16 protein-coding genes are annotated in these 19503 nt (G+C 72.5%); 6 read left to right on the forward strand and 10 right to left on the reverse strand.

Going from position 1 to position 19503, the window contains the following annotated elements:
- The 3 genes from IFT36_RS10440 to IFT36_RS10450 all read right to left on the reverse strand — a co-directional run.
- Positions 1-1221 (reverse strand): ATP-binding protein (locus IFT36_RS10440; protein ID WP_200413069.1); only part of this gene is annotated, 1221 nt, incomplete at its 3' end.
- Positions 1218-2219: a DUF4194 domain-containing protein gene (locus IFT36_RS10445; RefSeq protein ID WP_200413070.1), complete on the reverse strand. Its 1002-nt coding sequence runs from the start codon at positions 2217-2219 to the stop codon at positions 1218-1220. The genes IFT36_RS10445 and IFT36_RS10440, both read right to left, overlap by 4 nt.
- Complete coding sequence (locus IFT36_RS10450) at positions 2216-3961, reverse strand: DUF3375 family protein (RefSeq protein WP_200413071.1); 1746 nt, start codon at positions 3959-3961, stop codon at positions 2216-2218. The genes IFT36_RS10445 and IFT36_RS10450 overlap by 4 nt, the downstream gene beginning before the upstream one ends.
- A 101-nt stretch (positions 3962-4062) precedes the next feature.
- Here IFT36_RS10450 and IFT36_RS10455 point away from each other — a divergent pair, with 101 nt between their 5' ends.
- Both IFT36_RS10455 and IFT36_RS10460 read left to right on the forward strand, forming a co-directional pair.
- Positions 4063-5544, forward strand: coding sequence for a hypothetical protein (locus tag IFT36_RS10455; protein ID WP_200413072.1), 1482 nt, complete (start codon positions 4063-4065; stop codon positions 5542-5544).
- A gap of 45 nt (positions 5545-5589) precedes the next feature.
- The gene (locus IFT36_RS10460) at positions 5590-6564 is read left to right on the forward strand and encodes an ATP-grasp domain-containing protein (protein ID WP_200413073.1); all 975 of its coding nucleotides are present in this window, start codon (positions 5590-5592) and stop codon (positions 6562-6564) included.
- A gap of 216 nt (positions 6565-6780) precedes the next feature.
- On the opposite strand, the gene IFT36_RS10465 is transcribed toward IFT36_RS10460, so the two are convergent.
- The 3 genes from IFT36_RS10465 to IFT36_RS10475 form a co-directional block, all read right to left on the reverse strand.
- Positions 6781-7206 carry a hypothetical protein gene (locus tag IFT36_RS10465; protein ID WP_200413074.1) on the reverse strand — a complete coding sequence of 142 codons (426 nt, stop codon included), beginning with the start codon at positions 7204-7206 and terminating at the stop codon, positions 6781-6783.
- A gap of 208 nt (positions 7207-7414) precedes the next feature.
- The gene (locus tag IFT36_RS10470; RefSeq protein ID WP_056044815.1) at positions 7415-9208 is read right to left on the reverse strand and encodes a DEAD/DEAH box helicase; all 1794 of its coding nucleotides are present in this window, start codon (positions 9206-9208) and stop codon (positions 7415-7417) included.
- 60 nt (positions 9209-9268) lie between these two features.
- The gene (locus tag IFT36_RS10475) at positions 9269-9772 is read right to left on the reverse strand and encodes a hypothetical protein (protein ID WP_200413075.1); all 504 of its coding nucleotides are present in this window, start codon (positions 9770-9772) and stop codon (positions 9269-9271) included.
- A gap of 107 nt (positions 9773-9879) precedes the next feature.
- On the opposite strand from IFT36_RS10475, the gene IFT36_RS10480 reads away from it, so the two are divergent.
- The gene (locus tag IFT36_RS10480) at positions 9880-10734 is read left to right on the forward strand and encodes a DNA-methyltransferase (protein WP_157485268.1); all 855 of its coding nucleotides are present in this window, start codon (positions 9880-9882) and stop codon (positions 10732-10734) included.
- Here the strand turns inward: IFT36_RS10480 and IFT36_RS10485 are convergent.
- Complete coding sequence (locus IFT36_RS10485) at positions 10731-12467, reverse strand: threonine/serine exporter family protein (protein ID WP_307785081.1); 1737 nt, start codon at positions 12465-12467, stop codon at positions 10731-10733. The genes IFT36_RS10480 and IFT36_RS10485 overlap by 4 nt on opposite strands.
- A gap of 130 nt (positions 12468-12597) precedes the next feature.
- Positions 12598-13146 (reverse strand): hypothetical protein, encoded by a 549-nt coding sequence (locus IFT36_RS10490; RefSeq protein WP_200413077.1) that lies wholly within the window; start codon positions 13144-13146, stop codon positions 12598-12600.
- Positions 13147-13259: 113 nt separating this feature from the next.
- Between IFT36_RS10490 and IFT36_RS10495 the strand changes: the two genes are divergently transcribed.
- A complete protein-coding gene (locus IFT36_RS10495) occupies positions 13260-14381 on the forward strand; it encodes an SDR family oxidoreductase (protein ID WP_123569946.1) in 1122 nt (373 codons plus the stop codon).
- Positions 14382-14442: 61 nt separating this feature from the next.
- On the opposite strand, the gene IFT36_RS10500 is transcribed toward IFT36_RS10495, so the two are convergent.
- Positions 14443-15915 (reverse strand): APC family permease, encoded by a 1473-nt coding sequence (locus IFT36_RS10500; protein ID WP_200413078.1) that lies wholly within the window; start codon positions 15913-15915, stop codon positions 14443-14445.
- A gap of 192 nt (positions 15916-16107) precedes the next feature.
- On the opposite strand from IFT36_RS10500, the gene IFT36_RS10505 reads away from it, so the two are divergent.
- The gene (locus IFT36_RS10505) at positions 16108-17763 is read left to right on the forward strand and encodes a molybdopterin-dependent oxidoreductase (protein ID WP_307785082.1); all 1656 of its coding nucleotides are present in this window, start codon (positions 16108-16110) and stop codon (positions 17761-17763) included.
- Positions 17764-17861: 98 nt separating this feature from the next.
- Positions 17862-18161, forward strand: a complete 300-nt coding sequence (locus IFT36_RS10510) for a putative quinol monooxygenase (RefSeq protein ID WP_192123839.1) — start codon at positions 17862-17864, stop codon at positions 18159-18161.
- Between the two features lie 23 nt (positions 18162-18184).
- On the opposite strand, the gene IFT36_RS10515 is transcribed toward IFT36_RS10510, so the two are convergent.
- On the reverse strand, positions 18185-19503 hold a 1319-nt coding region (locus tag IFT36_RS10515), incomplete at its 5' end, for a DEAD/DEAH box helicase (protein ID WP_200413079.1).

The raw sequence follows: 19503 nt of genomic DNA on the forward strand, positions 1-19503 counted from the left end.
TGCGGCGGCGAGCCGGCCGCGGGTGCGCTCGACGGCGGCGAGCTCGGCCTCGGCGGCGGCCACGTGCTCGCGGAGCGACTGCGTGGGGTCGCCCCCGAGCTCGCTGATCCGCGCCAGGGCCTGTTCACGGGACCGGAACGCGAGCTGCTCGTCCGCCTGGGCGCGCCTCCGGCGTTCGCCCTGCTCGCGCTTCTCGGTCGTGACGCGGTCGACCTCGCCGCTGACCCAGCTGCCGACGCGTTCGGCCAACCAGACGCGGAGGCGGCTGGGCCCGTCGTCGTCGACCAGCAGGCGGCGCTTGGCCGAGCCGTCGCGTCCGGCGAGCTCGTACCGGTCGGCGAGCGTCGGCACGGCCTCGAGCACGTCGAGCTTCTTGCGGGTCGTCTCGAACACGTCGTAGAGCGCCGAGGCCTCGCGGTAGGTGGCGAGCGTGGTCTCCCAGCGGCTGAGCGCCTGCGGCTGCACGAGCACGAACTGCTTGAACAGGTCGTCGATCGAGAACACGCCCTTCGACGCCTGCGCCCGACGCAGCAGGGTCAGGGCCTTGAGCTGCGACTCGTCGCTGCCGCCGATGCCGAGCTGACCGCACAACCGCACCCGCAGCTCGGGCTGCGACGAGGTCGCGAGGTCGTGGGCGGGGTCGAGCAGGCGGGCGAGGGAGCCACGGGTCAGGGGGTTCTGGCTCGTGCCCTCGCGCGTCACCTCCGACAGGCGGCTGAGGTCGAAGCGGCCCTGCACGAGCAGGTAGACGCTCGCCTGGGTGACGTCGTCCTGGCTGGCGGTGTCCTCGCCGATCCAGGCGACGCGGACGGCCGTGACCGTCTGACCGAGCTCGGTCGACCAGGTGATGGCCGCACCGCTCGGGAACGCCTGGCCGAGCGGACGCAGGAACCGCGTCGTCGTGCGGTCGGAGGCGGCGTCGCGGACCTCGTCGGTCTTGCCGCGCGCGTAGCTGTAGACCGTGCGCTCGGACCGCTGCCGGCTGTCGTCGCGGGCGGCGCGGTTGAACTCCTGCGGGTTGGGCATGATGACCGCGGCCATCGCGTCGAGCACGGTCGACTTGCCGCGGCCGGTCGGGCCGAGGATGGCGATGCCGCCGCGACCCACGGGCATGCGGTGCAGGCCGGCGTAGCTGCCCCAGTTGAGCAGCTGCACCTGCTCGATGCGGTACTGGCCCGAGTGGAACATGCCGAGGTCGGGCGGGGTGTCGGCGATGCTCATGCCTGGGGTGCTTCCGGGTCGGTGTCGGTGTCGGTGTCGGTGCCGGCGTCGTGCGCTGGCGCGGGCTCGAGGTCGAGGTCGAGGTCGAGCGGGACGGCGGTCGGGTCCGGTTCAGCGTCGGGGGTGTCCTCCACCGTGTCGGCGGGGTCGTCGTCGGTGGGATCGGGTTCGGGCTCGACCTCGACCTCGACCTCGGGCTCGACGACGTCGGCCTCGGCGTCGACCTCCGCTTCGGCCGCGTCGACGTCAGCGGGGGTGCTGACCTCGTCCCCATCGGTCGGGTCGCCCTCGACGCCCGCCGCCTCGAGGTACACCCGCTCGAGGTGCGCGAGTCGGTCGGCGGTCATCAGCGGCACGATCGCGGGCGAGACCACGAACAGCTCGGGGTCGTCGGGCTCGGCCGTCAGCAGGTCTCGGGCGACGAGCGCGGCGATGGCGGCGTCGACCCGGCGGCGGGCGCGCACCTCGTCGGAGCCCGAGTCGTCGTGGTACCGACCGAGGAACTCGGCCACGGCGTCCTTCGAGATCACGATCGCCTCGTCGAGCCCGTCCGTGAAGGCGTGCTCCCGGCGGGCGAAGACCATCAGCAGCGAGGCGTCCCGCGACAGCGGCTTCTCGCGGCGCAGCAGCACGGGCACGTCGTCCTCGCCGCCCTGTCGCTTGAAGGCGACCTCGTGGTCGTGGTCGACGACCAGCACCAGGAACAGCTCCTCGAGCCGGGCCCGGATCTCGGGCTCGTGGGCGAGCAGGCCGGCCCAGGCCTCCTGCTGCCGGGCGCGGGACACGAACCGGTGGGTCAGCAGCGTGACGAGTGCCTTGCGTCCGTCCAGCGGCAGTGCGTCCGGGACGCCGGCTGCCCCGTCGTCGGCGTCGCCGTCGTCGAAGGCATCGCGGGAGGCGCGCGCCGACTCGACGTCGGAGGGGGCGATCGCCTCGGCGAAGGAGGCGCGGGTCGCCTCGTCGGCGCCGGTCTCGTCCGAGGGGGCTGCGGGGCTCATGCGAGGTCCTTCGTGGAGGTCGTGCTGGTCGTGAGGGCGGGCTCGGCGGGGGCGGCGGGTGCGGCGTCGGGCGGGCCCGCGGGGTCGCGCCGGAAGACGAGGCGGGGCAGCGTGACCTGCCGACCCGCGCCTCCTGGGCCCGCGTCCGACGACGCACCGGGGCCGACGGGATCGCCGACGAGCTCGACGGTCTCGGTGTCGTCGCCGACGACGCCGCGCTCGAGCGCCAGGTCGAGCATGCTGAGGACGAGCGCGAGGCGGCGGAACCCGGGCTCGGTCGCCTGGTAGACGTCGCCGCTCGTGACCTCGTCGCGGTCGACGAGCAGCCGGTCGATCGTCGCCGACACGGCCGCCGTGCTCGTGCCCGAGGTGAGGCGGAGGGCGGCCCGGTCGGCCTCCGGCAGGGACGCGTCGCCGATGGTCACCTGCACGTCGACCGTCGGCCGCGCACGGTCGGTGTGCAGCTGCACCTGGCTGACGTCACGGACGTCGAGCGCCCCGAGGCCGAGCCCGTCGCCGTGCTCGACGGGCAGCATGGCGTGGCCCGGCCGGCGCTCGGCCCAGACGCCGCCCGCGTGAAGCGCCCGGTCGGCGAGGGTGAGCAGGCGCTGCTGCTGGTCGGAGCCCGACCGGCTGAGGAAGCGCCGCAGCGAGGACGTCCACCGGCCGTACGTCTCTTGCACGCTCTGCTCTTCGGCGAGCAGCGACGAGATGAGCGACTCGAGCTGCGTGCGCTGCCGCTCGGTGAGCTGTGCGGCCGCGTCGGGCTGCGCGAGGACCTTCTCGATGTCGGCGCGCATGACGTCGATCCCGCGCGACGACAGCATCTGGGCGAAGCCGCGGTAGGCGCGTCCCTCGGGGGTCTGCTCGAGCAGGTCGTTGTCGCGCAGGTACTGGTCGACGAGCGCGCCCTTGCCGACGTGTTCGGACGAGGCCCGGCGCGCGACCTCGCGGTGCCGCTGCTCGACCATGGCGCCGAGCTGGCGGAAGTCCTCGGGCAGCGACGCGGTCAGACGCACCACCTCGCGGACCTGACGGCGCAGCACGTCGGGAGCGGTGGGTTCGGTGCCGTGCCGCTCGATCTCGGCCTTGCGGCGCTCGAGCTCGGCGATCTGCTCGTCGAGCCGGGAGAGCTGCGACTCGCGGCTGGGGTCGGCGAGGCCCGCGAGCTGCCCGACGGCGTGGGCGATGCTGCCGAGGCGGGCCTCGCTGACGGCGTTGTCGCGCTCGACGAGGTCGCGCACGAGGCGCAGCGCCTTGAGCGCATGCGGCGACAGGCGGTACTCGGCACGGGCGTCCGGTCCGGAGGCGCGGGTGCGGACGAGCCAACGGCTCTCGACCCAGCTGCGGCAGTACTCGGCCGGGGTGGTCTTCTGCTCGGTGGGGGCCGGCGTGGCGGCGGGCGTCGGGGACGCGGGCCGCGCCTCCTCGGAGTCCCGCTCGGTCGTCGCCCGCTCGGACGTCGGGTGCTCGAGTGCGGCCTGCTCGGACGCCGCCTGCTCGAGTGCGGCCTGCTCGGACGCCGCCTGCTCGGCCGTGTTCTGCTCGAGGGCGTCGGCGACCTGCCGGTGGAACCAGTCGGCCGACACCGGACCCTCGGCGTGCTCGAGGTGGCGGGAGAAGAGCGGCAGCATCCAGCGGGCGTTGTAGCCGCGGAGCAGGGCCCAGGTGGGGTCGTCTTCGTACGCCGCACGCACGTCGTCGCGGCTCAGGGCGTCGTCGTGCCCCGACGGGTGGTTCACCAAGCAAGACCTCCGGCAGTCGTCGGACGACGATACCAACTGGTGACGCTCCGCTCGGCGACGGTGTGTCGCTCCTCGTCCGCAGCGGCCAGGATGGGGGGATGGGGATGGGCATCAGGTCGAGGCGGGGCGTCGTGGCGACCGTCGTCGTGGCCGTCCTCGCGCTCGCCGCCGGATGTGCCAGCTCGAGTGACCTGCTCCAACGGTTCGAGTCGCTCATGGACGGTGTCGGCGGCGTGGTCGAGATCGAGACGGCCGGGACCGACTCTCCCCTCGGCGTCGCGGAGGCCCAGGCCACGGTCGTGGTCGAGGACGACCTCTCCGACGACGACCTCGAAGCCGTCGCCGAGCGCATCAGGCCGTTCGTGGCCCGCAACGTCGGCGACTCCTCCGGCTGGCGGTTCGTCGACGTCCGGCGAGGCGCCGTCTCGTTCGAGGTGCTCGCCGACGAGGGCGACACGGCGGCCCAGCTCGACCTCGCGCATCGCGTCGCGGACGACGCGGTCTTCGCCGAGGTGTCCCTCGCCACGCACGCGTTCGGCGAGGACGGGGCGACCGGGGACGACTCGCCTCGGCAGGGGTTCGGGATCACGGTGGTCCCCTCGGACTCGTCGGACGTCGTCTCGGCCTGGCAGCGGGCACGCTCCCTTCGGGACACCGCGGCCCAGCTGACCGACGTCGACGTGACGGCGTGGAGTCCGGACACCCGCCGGTTCGTGACCGAGAACGTCTCCGGGTTCCCCTCGGTCCTCGACGATCCCGCGACGTCCGACGTCGTCCTCGACGCCGCCGACCAGGCCCGTCTGCTCGACGCCGTGGGGGCTGCGGATCTCGGGGCCGGGCGGGTCGAGGTCCTACCGGAGGGCATCCGGGTCGACCTCGACACACCGAGCGTCACGGGTCACCACTCGCGCGACGAGGTGGCGGAAGCGTCCCCGCGAGCGGCACGGATCGCCGGCGTCCTCGTCGGGATGTCCGAGGTGCCCGGCACCTCGATCGGCTTCGTCTCGTCACCGGACGAACGGCGAGAGCTCGACGGCGCCCTGTCCGCCGCCGAGTCGCTGGTGGACGTCGTCGCGTCCGACACGGTCACCTACTCGGCGATCAGCGCCCGGTCGGTCGAGGTATGGACGTCGGGGCTCGAGGGCGTCGTGCCCGCGATGCAGGCCATCGGTGGTTCCGCGGCCGTGTCCGGGATGGACGAGATCCGCGTCTCGTCCGGTGCAGCCGACCGCAGGGGTCTCTCGTTCTCGGGCCGGCCCGAGGCACTCGCCGTGCTCGCCACCGTCACGGGCGCCATCGTGGCCGCACCCCGGATCGAGGGCGTGGCCGTGACCGCCACGGAAGGCCGCCTCAGCATCGAGCTCGACGACGACCACGCCACCCACGCCGCCCTGGCGGACGTCGTCGGCGCGGTTCGGACGGCACCGGCCGGGACCGTCGTGACGTTCCGGCGAGACGTGCGCGGGGCGGCCGACCTCGCCACCGAGACGGTCGGCCAGGCCGCGACGGGCGAGTGCTCGGCGCTCGCCGACGACGATGCAGCACTGTGCGCGATCGTCCGGTCCGCATGGGGCGCGTGATGGTCGGTGCTGGCACCCCGGGCCCGAAGGGTGCACGATCGAACGATGACCTCGCCGATCGACCACGCCGACCCGTCACCCGTCGTGCACGTGCTGCACGACAACGCCGAGTGGCTGCCGCCGCTCGTCGCCGCGCTCGACGCCGCGGGGGTGCCCCACCGCGAGCACCTGCTCGACGGGACGTCCTTCGACCTCGCGGCCGCGCCTCCTGAAGGGGTGTTCTGGTCGCGGCTGAGCGGCTCGGCCCACACGCGCGGCCGGGGGACGGCCAAGGAGGTCGCGCGAGCGACCCTGCGATGGGCCGAACGGCACGGGCGCCGGACCATCAACGGCAGCGGTGTCGTCGAACTCGAGGTGAGCAAGGTGGCGCAGTACCTGGCGCTGGCGTCCGCCGGGTTCGACGTGCCCGCGACGACCGCCGTGTTCGGCACCGCCGACCTCAAGGCCCGGGCACGCGAGCAGAGACTGCCGTTCATCACGAAGCACAACCAGGGCGGCAAGGGCCTCGGTGTGCGGCGCTTCGACGACCTCGACTCGTTCGACGCGTACGTCGACGGGCCCGACTTCGAGGTGCCGGTCGACGGGATCACCCTGCTGCAGGAGTTCCTGCAGGCCGCGGAGCCCTTCAACACACGCGTCGAGGTCGTCGGCGGGCGCTTCGTCTACGCGGTGCGCGTCGACACCTCGGCCGGCAGCTTCGAGTTGTGCCCCGCCGACGCGTGCGTCGTGCCCGACGGCGCCGACCCGGCCACGTTCGCGCCGTTCGCGGTGCGCCCGTCGGTCACCGCGGAGCACCCGCTCGTACGGCGTCTCGAGGCTTTCGTCGCCGAGCACGGCATCGAGGTCGCCGGCATCGAGTTCATCGAGACCGTCGACGGCCGCTTCGTGCCCTACGACGTCAACACGAACACCAACTACAACCCGGACGTCGAGCGGTCGTCGTCGGTGTCGGCCGCCGCGACGCTCGCCGCGTGGCTGGGCGAGGTGTTGGCGGCGGAGTACGCCGCGACCCCGGCCTAGCGCCGTTCACGTCGACATCGCCGAGCTCCGTCGACGACGTCATCCAGCCACGGTACCGACCCGGGGCCGCGCGTCACCCCGGGCCGTCGGTGAGCCGTCCCTGGTGCCCGCCCGGGGTGAGCACCGATCGAGTGGGCAGAAATGGTCCTTCGTCGGGCCGGGAGGGACCGTTTCTGCCCACTCGACGAGCACGACCCGAGCCGACGTCGAACGGGGTCAGCGACGTGCAGGAGGCGCAGGAGGCGCGGGCGGCGCCGGCGACGTCGCGAACGCGACGGCCGCGAGGCCGGTCAGCACGACCGCACCGATCGTCACGGGTGCGAGCGGCCCGGCGAACGCCGCCGCGAGCCCCTGCGTCGTGCCGAGGCCGACGACGAGCTGGCCGATCACCAGCAGCACGAGGCCGAACGCGGCACCCAGCCGGCTCACCCGGGCCAGGTCGTGCAGTCGGCGGGAGTCGTCGGCGAGGCGGCGCGTGCCCGGCGTTCCCGGCAGGCCGGCCGAGAGCCGACGTCTCATCCGGACGAAGAGCACGAGCGCGACGACCGACAGCACCAACGGGATCGCGCTGCCGATCGTGAGGGCGGTCTGCACGACGCCGAACAGCGCGTCGGTGCCACCGGGGGAGGGCGGGGTGCTCATCGGACTCCGTTCATCGGGGACGGTGGGTTCACGGGCGAGTTCGTGGTGGACGGGCGACTCAGCGGACCGGGGACGACGAACTCGCCCGTGCGCGACCGCTGGTCGCCGACGAACCGCCCGGACACGACGACGCCGACCAGGCGGGAGCCGGGTCGGCGTCGTGGGCCGTGCGGCCGGGTGTCTAGTAGTGGGCCGTGCGGCCGGGTGTCTAGTAGCGGGGCTTGCGGGCGGGCCGCTCGCCACCCTGCGACCGGTCGGGGCGGTCGTCGCGGCGGGGCGCGCCTCCTCGGCGGTCGGGCTTGATCTCGATGAGCTTGCCGCTGATGCGGGTGTCGCTCAGACGGTCGAGCATGTCGCTCGAGACGTCCGAGGCGAGCTCGACGACCGAGAAGTCGGGGCGGATCTGGATCGCCCCGAAGTCGTCGCGGCTGAGACCGCCCTCGTTCGCCAGGGCACCCACGATCTGACGCGGCTCGACACGGTGACGACGACCGACCTCGATGCGGTAGGCGGTCATCGGCTTCGACGTCCGCGGGCCACGCTCACGGCGCTCCCCCCGGTCGTCGTCGCGACCAGCGCGCGGGGCGCGGTCGTCGCGCTCGCGCAGCGGACGCTCGTCGCGCTGCGGGCGCTCGTCCTTCGGGTCGAGCAGCAGGGGCGTCTCGCCCTGGGCGACCACGGCGAGTGCGGCGGCGACGTCGGCCTCGGGCACGTCGTGGTGCTCGACGTAGTGGCTGATGATGTCGCGGAACGCCGAGATGCGGCTGTCCTGCGACAGGGCCTCGGTGATCGCGTCGTCGAAGCGGGTGAGGCGCGTGCTGTTGACGTCCTCGACCGTCGGCAGCTGCATCTGCGTGAGCGGCTGGCGGGTGGCCTTCTCGATCGCACCCAGCAGACGACGCTCGCGCGGCGTGACGAAGCTGATCGCGGCACCGCTCCGGCCGGCACGGCCGGTGCGGCCGATGCGGTGCACGTACGACTCGGTGTCGATCGGGATGTCGTAGTTGACGACGTGGCTGATGCGGTCGACGTCGAGACCGCGGGCCGCGACGTCGGTCGCCACGAGGATGTCGAGCTTGCCGCTCTTCAGCTGGTTGACCGTGCGCTCGCGCTGGGCCTGGGCGACGTCACCGCTGATCGCTGCGGCCGAGTAGCCGCGGGCGCGCAGCTTCTCGGCGAGGGTCTCGGTCTCGCTCTTCGTGCGGACGAAGATGATCATGCCCTCGAAGTTCTCGACCTCGAGGATGCGCGTGAGCGCGTCGACCTTCTGCGGGTACGACACCATCAGGTAGCGCTGGGTCGTGTTGACCGAGGTCGTGGTCTTGGCCTTGACCGTGATCTCTTCGGCGTCGTTCAGGTACTGCTTCGAGATGCGACGGATCTGCGGCGGCATGGTGGCCGAGAACAGGGCCACCTGCTTGTCGTCGGGGGTGTCGGCGAGGATCGTCTCGACGTCCTCCGCGAAGCCCATCTTCAGCATCTCGTCGGCCTCGTCGAGCACCAGGTACTTGAGTTCGCTGAGGTCGAGGGTGCCCTTGGCGAGGTGGTCCATGATGCGACCGGGCGTGCCGACGACGACGTGGACGCCGCGGCGGAGCGCGCTCAACTGGACGCCGTACGCCTGGCCGCCGTAGACGGGCAGGACGTGGACCCCGCGCATGCCGGAGGCGAACTGCTCGAACGCCTCGCAGACCTGCAACGCGAGTTCGCGCGTCGGCGACAGCACGAGGGCCTGCGGCTTCTTGGCCGACACGTCGAGGCGCGAGAGGATGGGCAGGGCGAAGGCCGCGGTCTTGCCGGTGCCGGTCTGCGCGAGCCCGACGACGTCGCGGCCGTCGAGCAGGGTGGGGATCGTGGCGGCCTGGATGGCCGAAGGGGTCTCGTAGCCGATCTCGCGGATGGCCTTCAGGACCTGGTCGCTCAAGCCCAGATCGGCGAACGTCGGCGTCGTGTCGGCTTGCTCTGTGGCGTCGCTCGGGGCTTGCTCGGTGGTGTCACTCATGGTGCAACGGTAGCTTGTCCGGGCCCTCTGCTGTTGCTCCCGCCCGCGAGGCGGGCCGAGTCAGGTCGGTGCGAGGGGCAGCACCGTCGCGACGAGCGTGGTCACGACGACCACCGTGGTCAGCGCGGAGGTCGCGACGGCGAGTCGGCGCAGGGCCCGGGACCGGCCCGGCCGTCGTCCGACCGTGGCCGACACGAGGGCCGTCACGGCGAAGGCCGCCGAGGTCAGGCCGACCACGGGCGTCGACGCCCGGCGACCTCGAGCGAGGCCGAACGGGAACCCGGTGGCTCCCTCGTCCAGCTCGCCCCAGCCCCACGCGACGTACCCGGCGGCGGCGACCGCCGACAGGGCCAGCGCGAGTGCGGGCTGGTGGGGGATCGGCTCGCGGTGGACGGAGACGCTCGGCGGGCCTCGTCGAGGGGGACGCCGGGGGCGGAGGATCGGGTCGCCGGGGTCGAGGGTGTCGTCGAGCAGGAGTCGGCCCCGACGGCGGAGCATGATCACCTCGTCGACCGGACGGGGTTGCCGCGAGTCCGGCTTCTGCTCCTTCGCAGGGGGTGACACGGTCGTTAGCCTACCGGTCGTCAGTCGAACGGACGGGCCTCCGTGTCGGCGGCCCGAAGTAGTCTTCTCGACGACCGATCCCGCCCCGCGACACCCCGAAGGACGATGTGCAACCGACGTACCGCACCGCCAGCGGTCGACTCTTCCAGGCCGACTGCCTCGAGGTCCTCGCCGAGCTCGACGACGAGTCCGTCGACCTCGTGTTCGCCGATCCGCCGTTCAACCTGGGCAAGGTCTACGGGGCGGGCATCGACGACTCGCTCGACGAAGACGCCTACCTGGCCTGGTGCGGTCGGTGGATCGCCGAATGCGTCCGCGTGCTCCGGCCGGGCGGTTCCTTCTACCTGTTCAACCTCCCTCGCTGGAACATCGAGCTGGGCCACGTGCTGAACGGCGAGGGCATGACCTTCCGTCACTGGGTCGCTGTCGACATCAAGTACGGTCTGCCGATCCCCAACAAGCTCTACCCGTCGCACTACTCGCTGCTCTACTACAGCAAGGGCAAGCCGTCGCGCTTCGTCCGTCCCCGCCTGCCGATCCAGGTCTGCCGGCACTGCGGCCGAGACATCAAGGACTACGGCGGCCACCGCAGCAAGCTGCACCCGGACGGGATCAACCTGACCGACGTCTGGCTCGACATCCCGCCCGTGCGACACCGGGCGACGAAGACCCGCGGGGCGAACGAGCTCAGCGAGAAGCTGCTCGAGCGCGTGTTGACCATCAGTTCCGAGCCCGGCGACCTCGTCCTCGACCCCTTCGGCGGGTCGGGCACCACTTACGCCGTGGCCGAGAAGATGCACCGACACTGGGTCGGCGCCGAGATCGGCGACGTCCAGCCGATCATCCGCCGCCTCGAGGGCGAGGACGCCCAGGTCGAGCTGCCGGGGCGCGGCGACACGGGTCGCGGCGACACGGGGCGCGGCGACGCCGGGCGTGGGGTCACTGCCGGGGCCGAGCGCTAGCCGTTCGAGGTCGCCGCGTCTGCCGGGGGCTCTGCGGATCGGACCGGAGTCGAGAGAGCGACCCCGGGCAGGCGGGGGGCCGTGGGGTCCGCGAGGCGCGGGCGTTCAGGGGTAGGGCTCGGCTTCGGGACCGTCTCGGTGGCCGACGGCACCACGGGGATCGGTGCGGTGGGCGTGGGCGCGGGCACCCCGACCGACGGCTCCGCGACGGGTGCCTCCGCGGCGACCGTCGGGACGATGATGCTGATCGGCGTCGTGTCCGTGTGGAGCGACTGCACCCGCACGCGCTTGGCCCGGCGCAACCACCGGCGCGCGCCCGGGGTCGCGAGCAGGCTGCCGAGCACGAGTCCCGCGCCGATCGCGAGGGTCGTCAGCATCGAGAACACGAAGTCGACCTCGGCGCCGTCGTTGCCGGCCATGAAGTTGAGCAGCGACGACGCGACGGCGAGCGACGGCAGCAGCGACCCGCAGAACGCCGGCACGGCGATGACCGTCGCCGCCGTCCGCAGACGAGCCGCGGCCACGGTCGAGAGCGCTCCGAGCAGGGTCGCCGCGACGAACGTGGCCCCCATGAGCGGCAGGCCGAGCTGGCGCAGGGTGAAGAGCGAGAGGTTGCCGACCAGGGCGACGCCGATCGTGATCGGGATCATGCGTGCGGTCGACCCCTGCGCGATCGAGTTGGCCGACGCGGCGGCGAAGCTCGAGATGAGCGAGAGCCAGAGCGGCAGGGCCTGCAGGGTGATGTTCGTCGGGTCGACCTCGATGTCCGCGAACCGTGCGGTCACGGCGAGTCCGGCCGGGATGCCGCACACGACCCCGGCGACGATCAGCCCGATCACCAGGGCGCGCCCGACCGCCATCGACCGGAAGCCCGAGATCGCGTCCTGGGCCCAGGTGACGATCGTGGGGTGCGGCAGGACGAGGACGACCACGGCCGCGACCAACGCCGCCGCGCCTCCCGGGGTCAGCAGCCCCGCCCAGATGCCGAGCGTGCCGAGTGCGGCGGTGGATGCGGCCTGCAGGCCGATGACGAAGAACTGGGGGATGCCGCGGGCGGTCAGCCCCCGGCCGGACGTCATGATGCCGATCATCACCACGAAGGCGCCGACGGCGGCCTGCCACGTGCCGCCGGCCTGCAGCGTCACGGAAACGCCCAGCAGGCCCATCGCCAGGTCGGTCATCCATGAGGGCCACCGGGGCGGGGACTTCAAGACCTCGACGAGGCCGGCCACCGCCTCGGTCATGTCGCGGTCGTCGTGCAGCAGGTCGTCGACGATCTGGTAGACCCTCGACAGCCGGTGCAGGTTCGAGCCCTCGGCGTAGATGACCCGGGTCTTGACCAACGGGTTGACGCCGGCCGGGGCGTACTGGATGGTGATCGCCGTGCCCGTGATGTCGAGCTCGAGCGGGGCCAGGTTCCACTTGGTGCTCACGGCCACGATCGCGACCTCGGTGCTGCGGACGTCGGCACCCGACGACAGCATGACGTCGCCCAGGTCGAGGCAGAAGTCGACGATCTGACGGGGCGAGTAGAGGTCGCCGCCGATGCCGTGCTCGGGCGTCGTGCCCTCGTAGATGGTGCCGCGCAGTCGCGCCCGGACGTCGCGCAGTTCGTGCTGGTTGACCAGTCGTGACTGGGCGGGCCCCTTCGGCCTGCCCTTCGGGGCCTTGGGCACCCGCGGCGGTCGGGGCTTGACCGGGGTGGGCCGCTCAGGGCGCCTGGTGTCCGACACGCTGACCTCTTCCTCGCTCACGACCGTCGGGCCGGGGCACCGCCGAGGCGGTCCCCGCGGACCCGTCCGTCGAGTCTAGGAGGCGCGGTGCCGGACGTCCGATCCCGTCGCGTCGAGCAGGTCGTCGCCCCTAGGACGCGTGGTCGGCGTCGTCGTCGTCGCCGCGCTCGGCCCGCGCCTCGCCCGCCTCGCCCCGCTCGCGTCCGGCGTCGGCCATGTCGCGGCGACCGTGGTCCGCACGCGTGGGGGCGTCGTCGCCGTCCCGCTCGGCGGCGTGCGCCCGGGCGTCGCGTTCGGCCTGCGCGACGAGCTCGGGGTCGTCGTCCATGTCGTCCTGCCCGCCGGCGAACGGCGACTGCGTCTGGGCCACGATGGCCTGCGAGGTCGAGCCGAGGATCACTCCCGGGTCGACTCCCTTCTCGTGGGCGAGGGCGGCGGTGAGGCCGGCCGCGAGGCTGCCGCCGGCGGTGCCGAGGGTCGCCATGACGTCCTCCTGTCGAGGCGTCAGCGGTTCGTCGGTCAGCTCGGCGACGACCTCGCGGAGGTTCTCGTCGCTGGCCTCGACGGCCTCGGGGTCGCCCTGCGTGATGGCCGCGGCCTGGGACACGATGGCGAGCGCGAGGGCCGCCGCCTCGTCTTCGGGCGTGCGACCGGCGGGCTCGTTCGTGTCCTGATCCATGGGCCGACCGTACGCCCGGGCCTCGTGCGGCCTGTCAGGCGGGAGGGGCGGGGTACGTCGGTGTGGACGCGCCGGCCGGGAATGCCGGGAGGCGCGATCGGCTTGGACCACGGATGAGCACCACCGAGACCCCCCAGACCGACAGCACCCGGCCCGCCGCCCCGACGGTTCCGGGCACCGCCCTCGTGGTGGGCGCCAGCGGCATCACCGGCACCGCCCTCGTCGAGCAGTTGACGCGCGAGGGGTGGGACGTCCTGGCCCTCTCGCGCCGCGCCTCCTCGTCCGACGGGGTGACGGGCATCGCCGCCGACCTGACGAGTGCCGAGAGCCTGCGCACGGCGCTGGCGGACGCGAAGCCGACCCACGTGTTCTTCGCCGCCTGGCAGAAGCGCGACACCGAGGCGGAGAACATCGCGGTGAACGGCGCCATGGTCCGCGACCTGCTGGCCGCCCTCGACCACGCCCCCGTGCGACACGTGTCGCTCGTCACCGGGCTGAAGCACTACCTCGGCCCGTTCGAGGCCTACGGCACGGGCGACATGCCCGACACGCCGTTCCACGAGGACGAGGAGCGCCTGCCCTACCCGAACTTCTACTACGCGCAGGAGGACGAGCTCTTCGCCGCCGCCGAGCGCCAGGGGTTCACCTGGTCGGTGCACCGCTCGCACACCGTCATCGGGTTCGCCGTCGGCAACGCCATGAACATGGGGCTGACCATCGCCGTGCAGGCCGCGCTGAGCAAGCGCCTCGGCCGTCCGTTCACGTTCCCGGGCAGCGAGACACAGTGGAACTCGCTCGTCGACGTCACCGACGCGGGCGTCCTCGCCGAGCAGATGATCTGGGCCGCGACCGACCCCGCCGGTGCGGACGAGCCGTTCAACGTCGTCAACGGCGACGTGTTCCGCTGGCGCTGGCTGTGGCCCCGCCTGGCCGGCCACCTCGGCATCGACCCCGCGCTCGTCGAGGGCTTCGAGGGCGAGCCGCGTCCGCTCGAGCAGCAGATGGTCGGCCTCGAGCAGGAGTGGCGCGACCTCGTCGCCGAGCACGACCTCGCCGAGCCGGACCTGTCGCGCGTCGCCTCGTGGTGGCACACCGACGGCGACCTCGGCCGCGACATCGAGGTCGTCACCGACATGGGCAAGGCCCGCGACGCCGGGTTCACCCGGTACCGCCGCACCGAGCAGGCGTTCGTCGACCTGTTCGAGCGCTACCGCGCCGCCCGCCTGATCCCGTAGGCCCCGATCGGCCGAGGAGGCGCGGTGCCGGTGGCGAGACCGGCGCCGCGCCTCCTGCCGTCTACGCCCCGGGGTCGGCGCGCTCGGCGTCGGCGATCGCGTCGCTCGGCACCGGCTTCCCCCGCCGCGACACGAAGGTCGCGAGCCAGAGGACCACGCCGATCGCGAGTAGGCCGCCGGCGATCGTGTACTGCTCGGCGCCGCGACCGGAGGACACCGGCAGCACCAGCCAGAGGCAGGCCACGACGCCGACGATCGGCAGGACCGTGCCCGCGCGGAAGTGTCCGTGCGACACCGTGTCGCGACGCAACACGAGGACGACGACGTTGACCAGGGCGAACACCGTCAGCAGCAGCAGGGACGTCGTGCCGCCGAGCACGGCCACGATCGGGGACTCGGGCGAGAGCGAGACGTAGCCGATCAGCACCAGGCTGAGCGCCGTCGTGAAGACGATCGACGCCCACGGGGTCTGCCGCTTCCGGTGCACCCTGCCGAGGAAGCCCGGCAGCACGCCCTGCTTGCTCATGCCGTAGAGCAACCGGCTCGCCATCATCATGTTGATCAGGGCGCTGTTGGCGACGGCGAACATCGAGATGAACGGCAGCAGCCCGCCGATCGGGAAGTCCGGGGCGGCGGTGTTCACCACGGTGACCAGGGGGGTCTCGTTGTCGGCCAGGTCGCCGATCGGCACGATCGCCACGGCGCAGATCGAGACGAGCACGTAGATCACGGCGGTGATGCCGAGGCCGGTCAGCATGACCTTGGGGAAGATGCGGCTCGGGTCCTTGGTCTCCTCCGCCATGTTGACCGAGTCCTCGAAGCCGACCATGGCGAAGAAGGCGAGCGACGTCGCTGTGCTGACGCTCAGCAGCAGCGACTTGTCGCCCGGCGTCTCGAAGAGCACCACCTGGCCCCAGTCCGCGTTGCCGCCGGCGATGAACCAGAACCCGATCAGGATCACCATGACGAGGCCCGACAGCTCGATCAGGGTGAGGACGACGTTCGCCTTGACGCTCTCGCTGACCCCGCGGAAGTTCACGGCCATCACGAGCAGCATGAACGCCATCGCGATCAGCATCACCGCGGAGTTCGACAGCTCGACGCCGATGCCCGCCGCCAGGTTGGCCGCGAACGCCCGTGAGGCCGTCGACGCGCTCGTGATGCCCGAACACATCACCACGAAGCACACGATGAACGTCACGAAGTGGATGCCGAACGCCTTGTGCACGTAGAGGGCCGCGCCGGCGGTCTGCGGGTACTTCGTCACGAGCTCGAGGTACGAGAACGCCGTCACGAGGGCCACGGCGAAGGCGATCAGGAACGGCAACCACGCCGCACCGCCGACCTCGGCCGCGACCTGCCCGGTCAGGGCGTAGACGCCCGTGCCGAGGATGTCGCCGACGATGAACAACAACAGCAGCTTCGGGCCGATCGCCCGCTTCAGCTCGGTGGGGCTCTCGCCCGTGTCGGTCGTGGGCGGCTGCGCCTGGTTCGCGGACCGGGGGTTCGGGGGCTGCTGGTTCGTCGTCGACATGCTGACCTCCGGGGCGCATCGGTGTGTCTCGGGCGTTCCGGTCATCCTGCTCCCGCCGGAGCGGCAGCGGAAGAGGCGGCCGGACATCGTCACACCCCCGACACAGAGGCGGTGTCCGCCCGACACCAGGAGGCGCGTCCCTGGTCGCCGGGACGCATGCGGTTCCCGAGCCACGCGTCGTACCCTGAGCCCATGTCGGTCCGCCTGTCCCCACCCGAGTCGTCGACGTCCGGCCCCGCACCGACGCCCGGCCCCACCGACCCGATGACCCCTCGCGCCGCCGGGCTGTGGGCCGCCCTCGCCGGCATCGTGTCGATGGCCGCGTTCCTCGCCGCCGCCGAGGTCGTCGCCCTCGTCACCGGTCCCACCGGCAGCCCGCTCTTCGCCGTCGGCTCGGCCGTCGTCGACCTCGCCCCCGCCGGCGTGAAGGACGCCATGGTGTCCCTGTTCGGCACCGGCGACAAGGCCGCCCTCTTCGTGCTGATGGGCGTGCTGCTCGTCGTCATCACCGGCGCGGCCGGCTACGGCGAGTACCGCCGCCAGCCGATCGGCAAGATCGCCTTCGTGGCGGGCGGGGCGCTCGCCGTGATCGCGGTTCTGACCCGCGCGGACGCCGGCCAGGTCGACGCCATCCCGAGCCTCGTCGGCACCTTCGCCGCCGTGCTGCTGGTCGACAAGCTCGCCTCGCGCCTCCGTCGGTGGGTCCGTTCGACGTCGGCCGGGTGGGCGGAGCAGACCCAGCCCGTCCCGCCGTTGCGCGGGCCCGGTCTCGAACGCCGGTCGTTCCTCACGTACACGGTCGTGACCGGCGTGGCCGCCGTCGTCGTCGGCACGGGGGCCCGCGTCGTGAACGCCGGCCGGGCGAACGCCGCGGCCCTGCGGCGCGCCCTGACGCTGCCCCGCGCGAGCGTGACCGAGGCCGCGGTCCCGGCCGGCGCCTCCTTGGACGTCGAGGGCATCACGCCCTACGTCACGCCCGCCGCCGACTTCTACCGCATCGACACGGCCCTGCAGGTGCCGTCGATCGACCCGGCCGACTGGAGTCTGCGCATCCACGGCCTGGTCGATCGCGAGGTGACGATCTCGTTCGACGAGCTGCTCGCCCTGCCGCTCGAGGAGCACATGGCGACCCTCAGCTGCGTCTCGAACGACGTCGGCGGCGACCTGATCGGCAACGCGCTCTGGCTCGGCTACCCGATCCGCTCGCTGCTCGAGCGCGCGGGGCCGAACGGCGGCGCCGACATGGTGCTGTCGCGCAGCATCGACGGCTTCTCGGCCGGTACGCCGCTCGACGTGCTGCAGGACGACGGCACGGACGCGCTGCTCGCGGTCGGCATGAACGGCCAGCCGCTGCCGATCGAGCACGGCTTCCCGGTGCGGATGGTCGTGCCCGGCCTGTTCGGCTACGTGTCGGCGACCAAGTGGGTCGTCGAGATGGAAGTCACGCGGTTCTCCGACGCCCAGGGCTACTGGACGCCTCGCGGCTGGGACGCCCTGGGGCCGGTCAAGCTCGAGTCGCGCATCGACGTGCCCCGCGACGGGGCATCCGTCGACGCCGGGACGGTCTCGATCGCGGGGGTGGCCTGGCAGCCGCACACGGGCGTCGAGGCGGTCCAGGTGCGGATCGACGGCGGCTCGTGGCTCGACGCGACCCTGGCCGACTCGGTCTCGGCCGACACCTGGCGCCAGTGGGTCCATCGCTGGGACGCCGGGGCCGCGGGCTCGGGGTCGCACACGATCGACGTGCGGGCGCAGGGCGCGGACGGCACCTGGCAGCGCGAGCAGTACGTCCAGCCGGCTCCGAACGGGGCCGAGGGCTGGCACCGCGTGACCGTCGAGGTCGCCTGACCCGGCGGACGAGGAGGCGCGGGTGCCAGGGTGGGAGGTCGCGGCCCGTCCGCCGCGCGGCCCGCTCCCGGGGCCGCCGCCCGATCGAAGGGACCACCATGTCCACCACCGTCCACCTCGAACTGCACGTCGACCCCGCCCGGCTCGACCTCGCCCACGAGATCGCTCGTGAGACCCTCGTCGCCACGCGCGCCTGGCCCGGCTGCGAGGGGCTCGAGGTGCTGATCGACGACGCCGACCCGTCGGTCATGATCGTCGTCGAGACGTGGGCCTCGTCGGCCGACCACGACGCCTACGTCGCCTGGCGCGCCACGCCCGAGGGGGCCAACCGCCTGCCCGAGGTCTTGCTGGCGCCGCCGACCACGCGGACCTTCGCCGAGACGGTGTCGCTGGCCTGACGCCGACGTCGGCCCGGCCCGCGTCAGGCGTCGAGCAGGCCGCGGATGTCGTCGGCGGTGAGCGCCGCGCTGAACACGGCGTCGTCGTCCATCACGGCGTCGAACAGCTGCGACTTCTGGGCCTGGAGGGCCAGGACCTTCTCCTCGATGGTGTCGTTCGCGATCATCCGGTAGACCATCACGTTGTCGGTCTGCCCGATGCGATGCGTGCGGTCGACCGCCTGGGCCTCCGTGGCCGGGTTCCACCACGGGTCGAGGATGAACACGTAGTCCGCCTCGGTCAGGTTGAGGCCGAACCCACCCGCCTTGAGGCTGATGAGGAACGCGGGTGCGTCGCCGGTCTTGAACCGATCGATCACCTCGGCCCGACGTCGGGTCGACCCGTCGAGGTACTCGAACGCGACGCCACGCTGGTCGAGCCGGGCGGCGACCTTGTGCAAGAACGTCGTGAACTGGCTGAAGATCAAGGCGCGGTGCCCCTCGGCGACCACGTCCTCGAGTTCGTCGAGCAACTGGTCGAGCTTCGCCGAGGGGATGTCGGCGTAGGCCTCGTCGACGAGTGAGGCGTCGAGCGAGAGCAGGCGCAGCAGGGTGAGCGACCGGAAGACGATGAACCGGTTGCGGTCGAGGTCGTCCATCAGGCCGAGCAGCTTCTGTCGTTCACGCTGCAGGAAGGCGTCGTAGAGGTCGCGGTGCGCGGGGTCGAGGTCGACGCGGAGGACCTGCTCCTGCTTGGCGGGCAGGTCGGACGCGACCTGTTCTTTCGTCCGGCGCATCATCAGGGGTCGGATGCGCCGGCGGAGCTTCTGGAGCAGGTCGGGTGCCTCGCCCGTGGCGATGGGCTTGACGTAGTCGTCGGCGAAGCGGACGCTGCTGCCGAGCAGTCCGGGCGCCACCACGTGCAGCAAGGACCACAGGTCGGTCAGGCTGTTCTCGAGCGGCGTGCCGGTGATGGCGAGCTTGAAGGGCACGTCGAGGTCGACCGCGCACCGGTGGGCCTGCGAGGCACGGTTCTTGACGAACTGTGCTTCGTCGAGGATCAGCCCCGCCCACCCTTCGGCCTGGTAGGCGGCGAAGTCGAGTCGGAAGAGAGCGTAGGAGGTGACGACGACGTCGGCACCCCGGGCGAGGTCAAGCACCGAACCGCGTCCGCCCTTGGCCTGCGTGGCGGTCACGGCGCGGACGGTCAGCCCCGGGGTGAAGCGGGCGGCCTCGGCCACCCAGTTCGACACGACCGACGTCGGGGCCACGACGAGGAAGGGCGCGGGAGGAGCGCCGGGACCGTCGGCCGCGGCCTCGGCCGGGGCCGCCTCGGCCGTGGCCGCTGCCGGGTCCGTGGCCG

This window comes from Frigoribacterium sp. CFBP 13605, from assembly GCF_014839405.1.
In the GTDB taxonomy this organism is placed as follows: domain Bacteria; phylum Actinomycetota; class Actinomycetes; order Actinomycetales; family Microbacteriaceae; genus Frigoribacterium.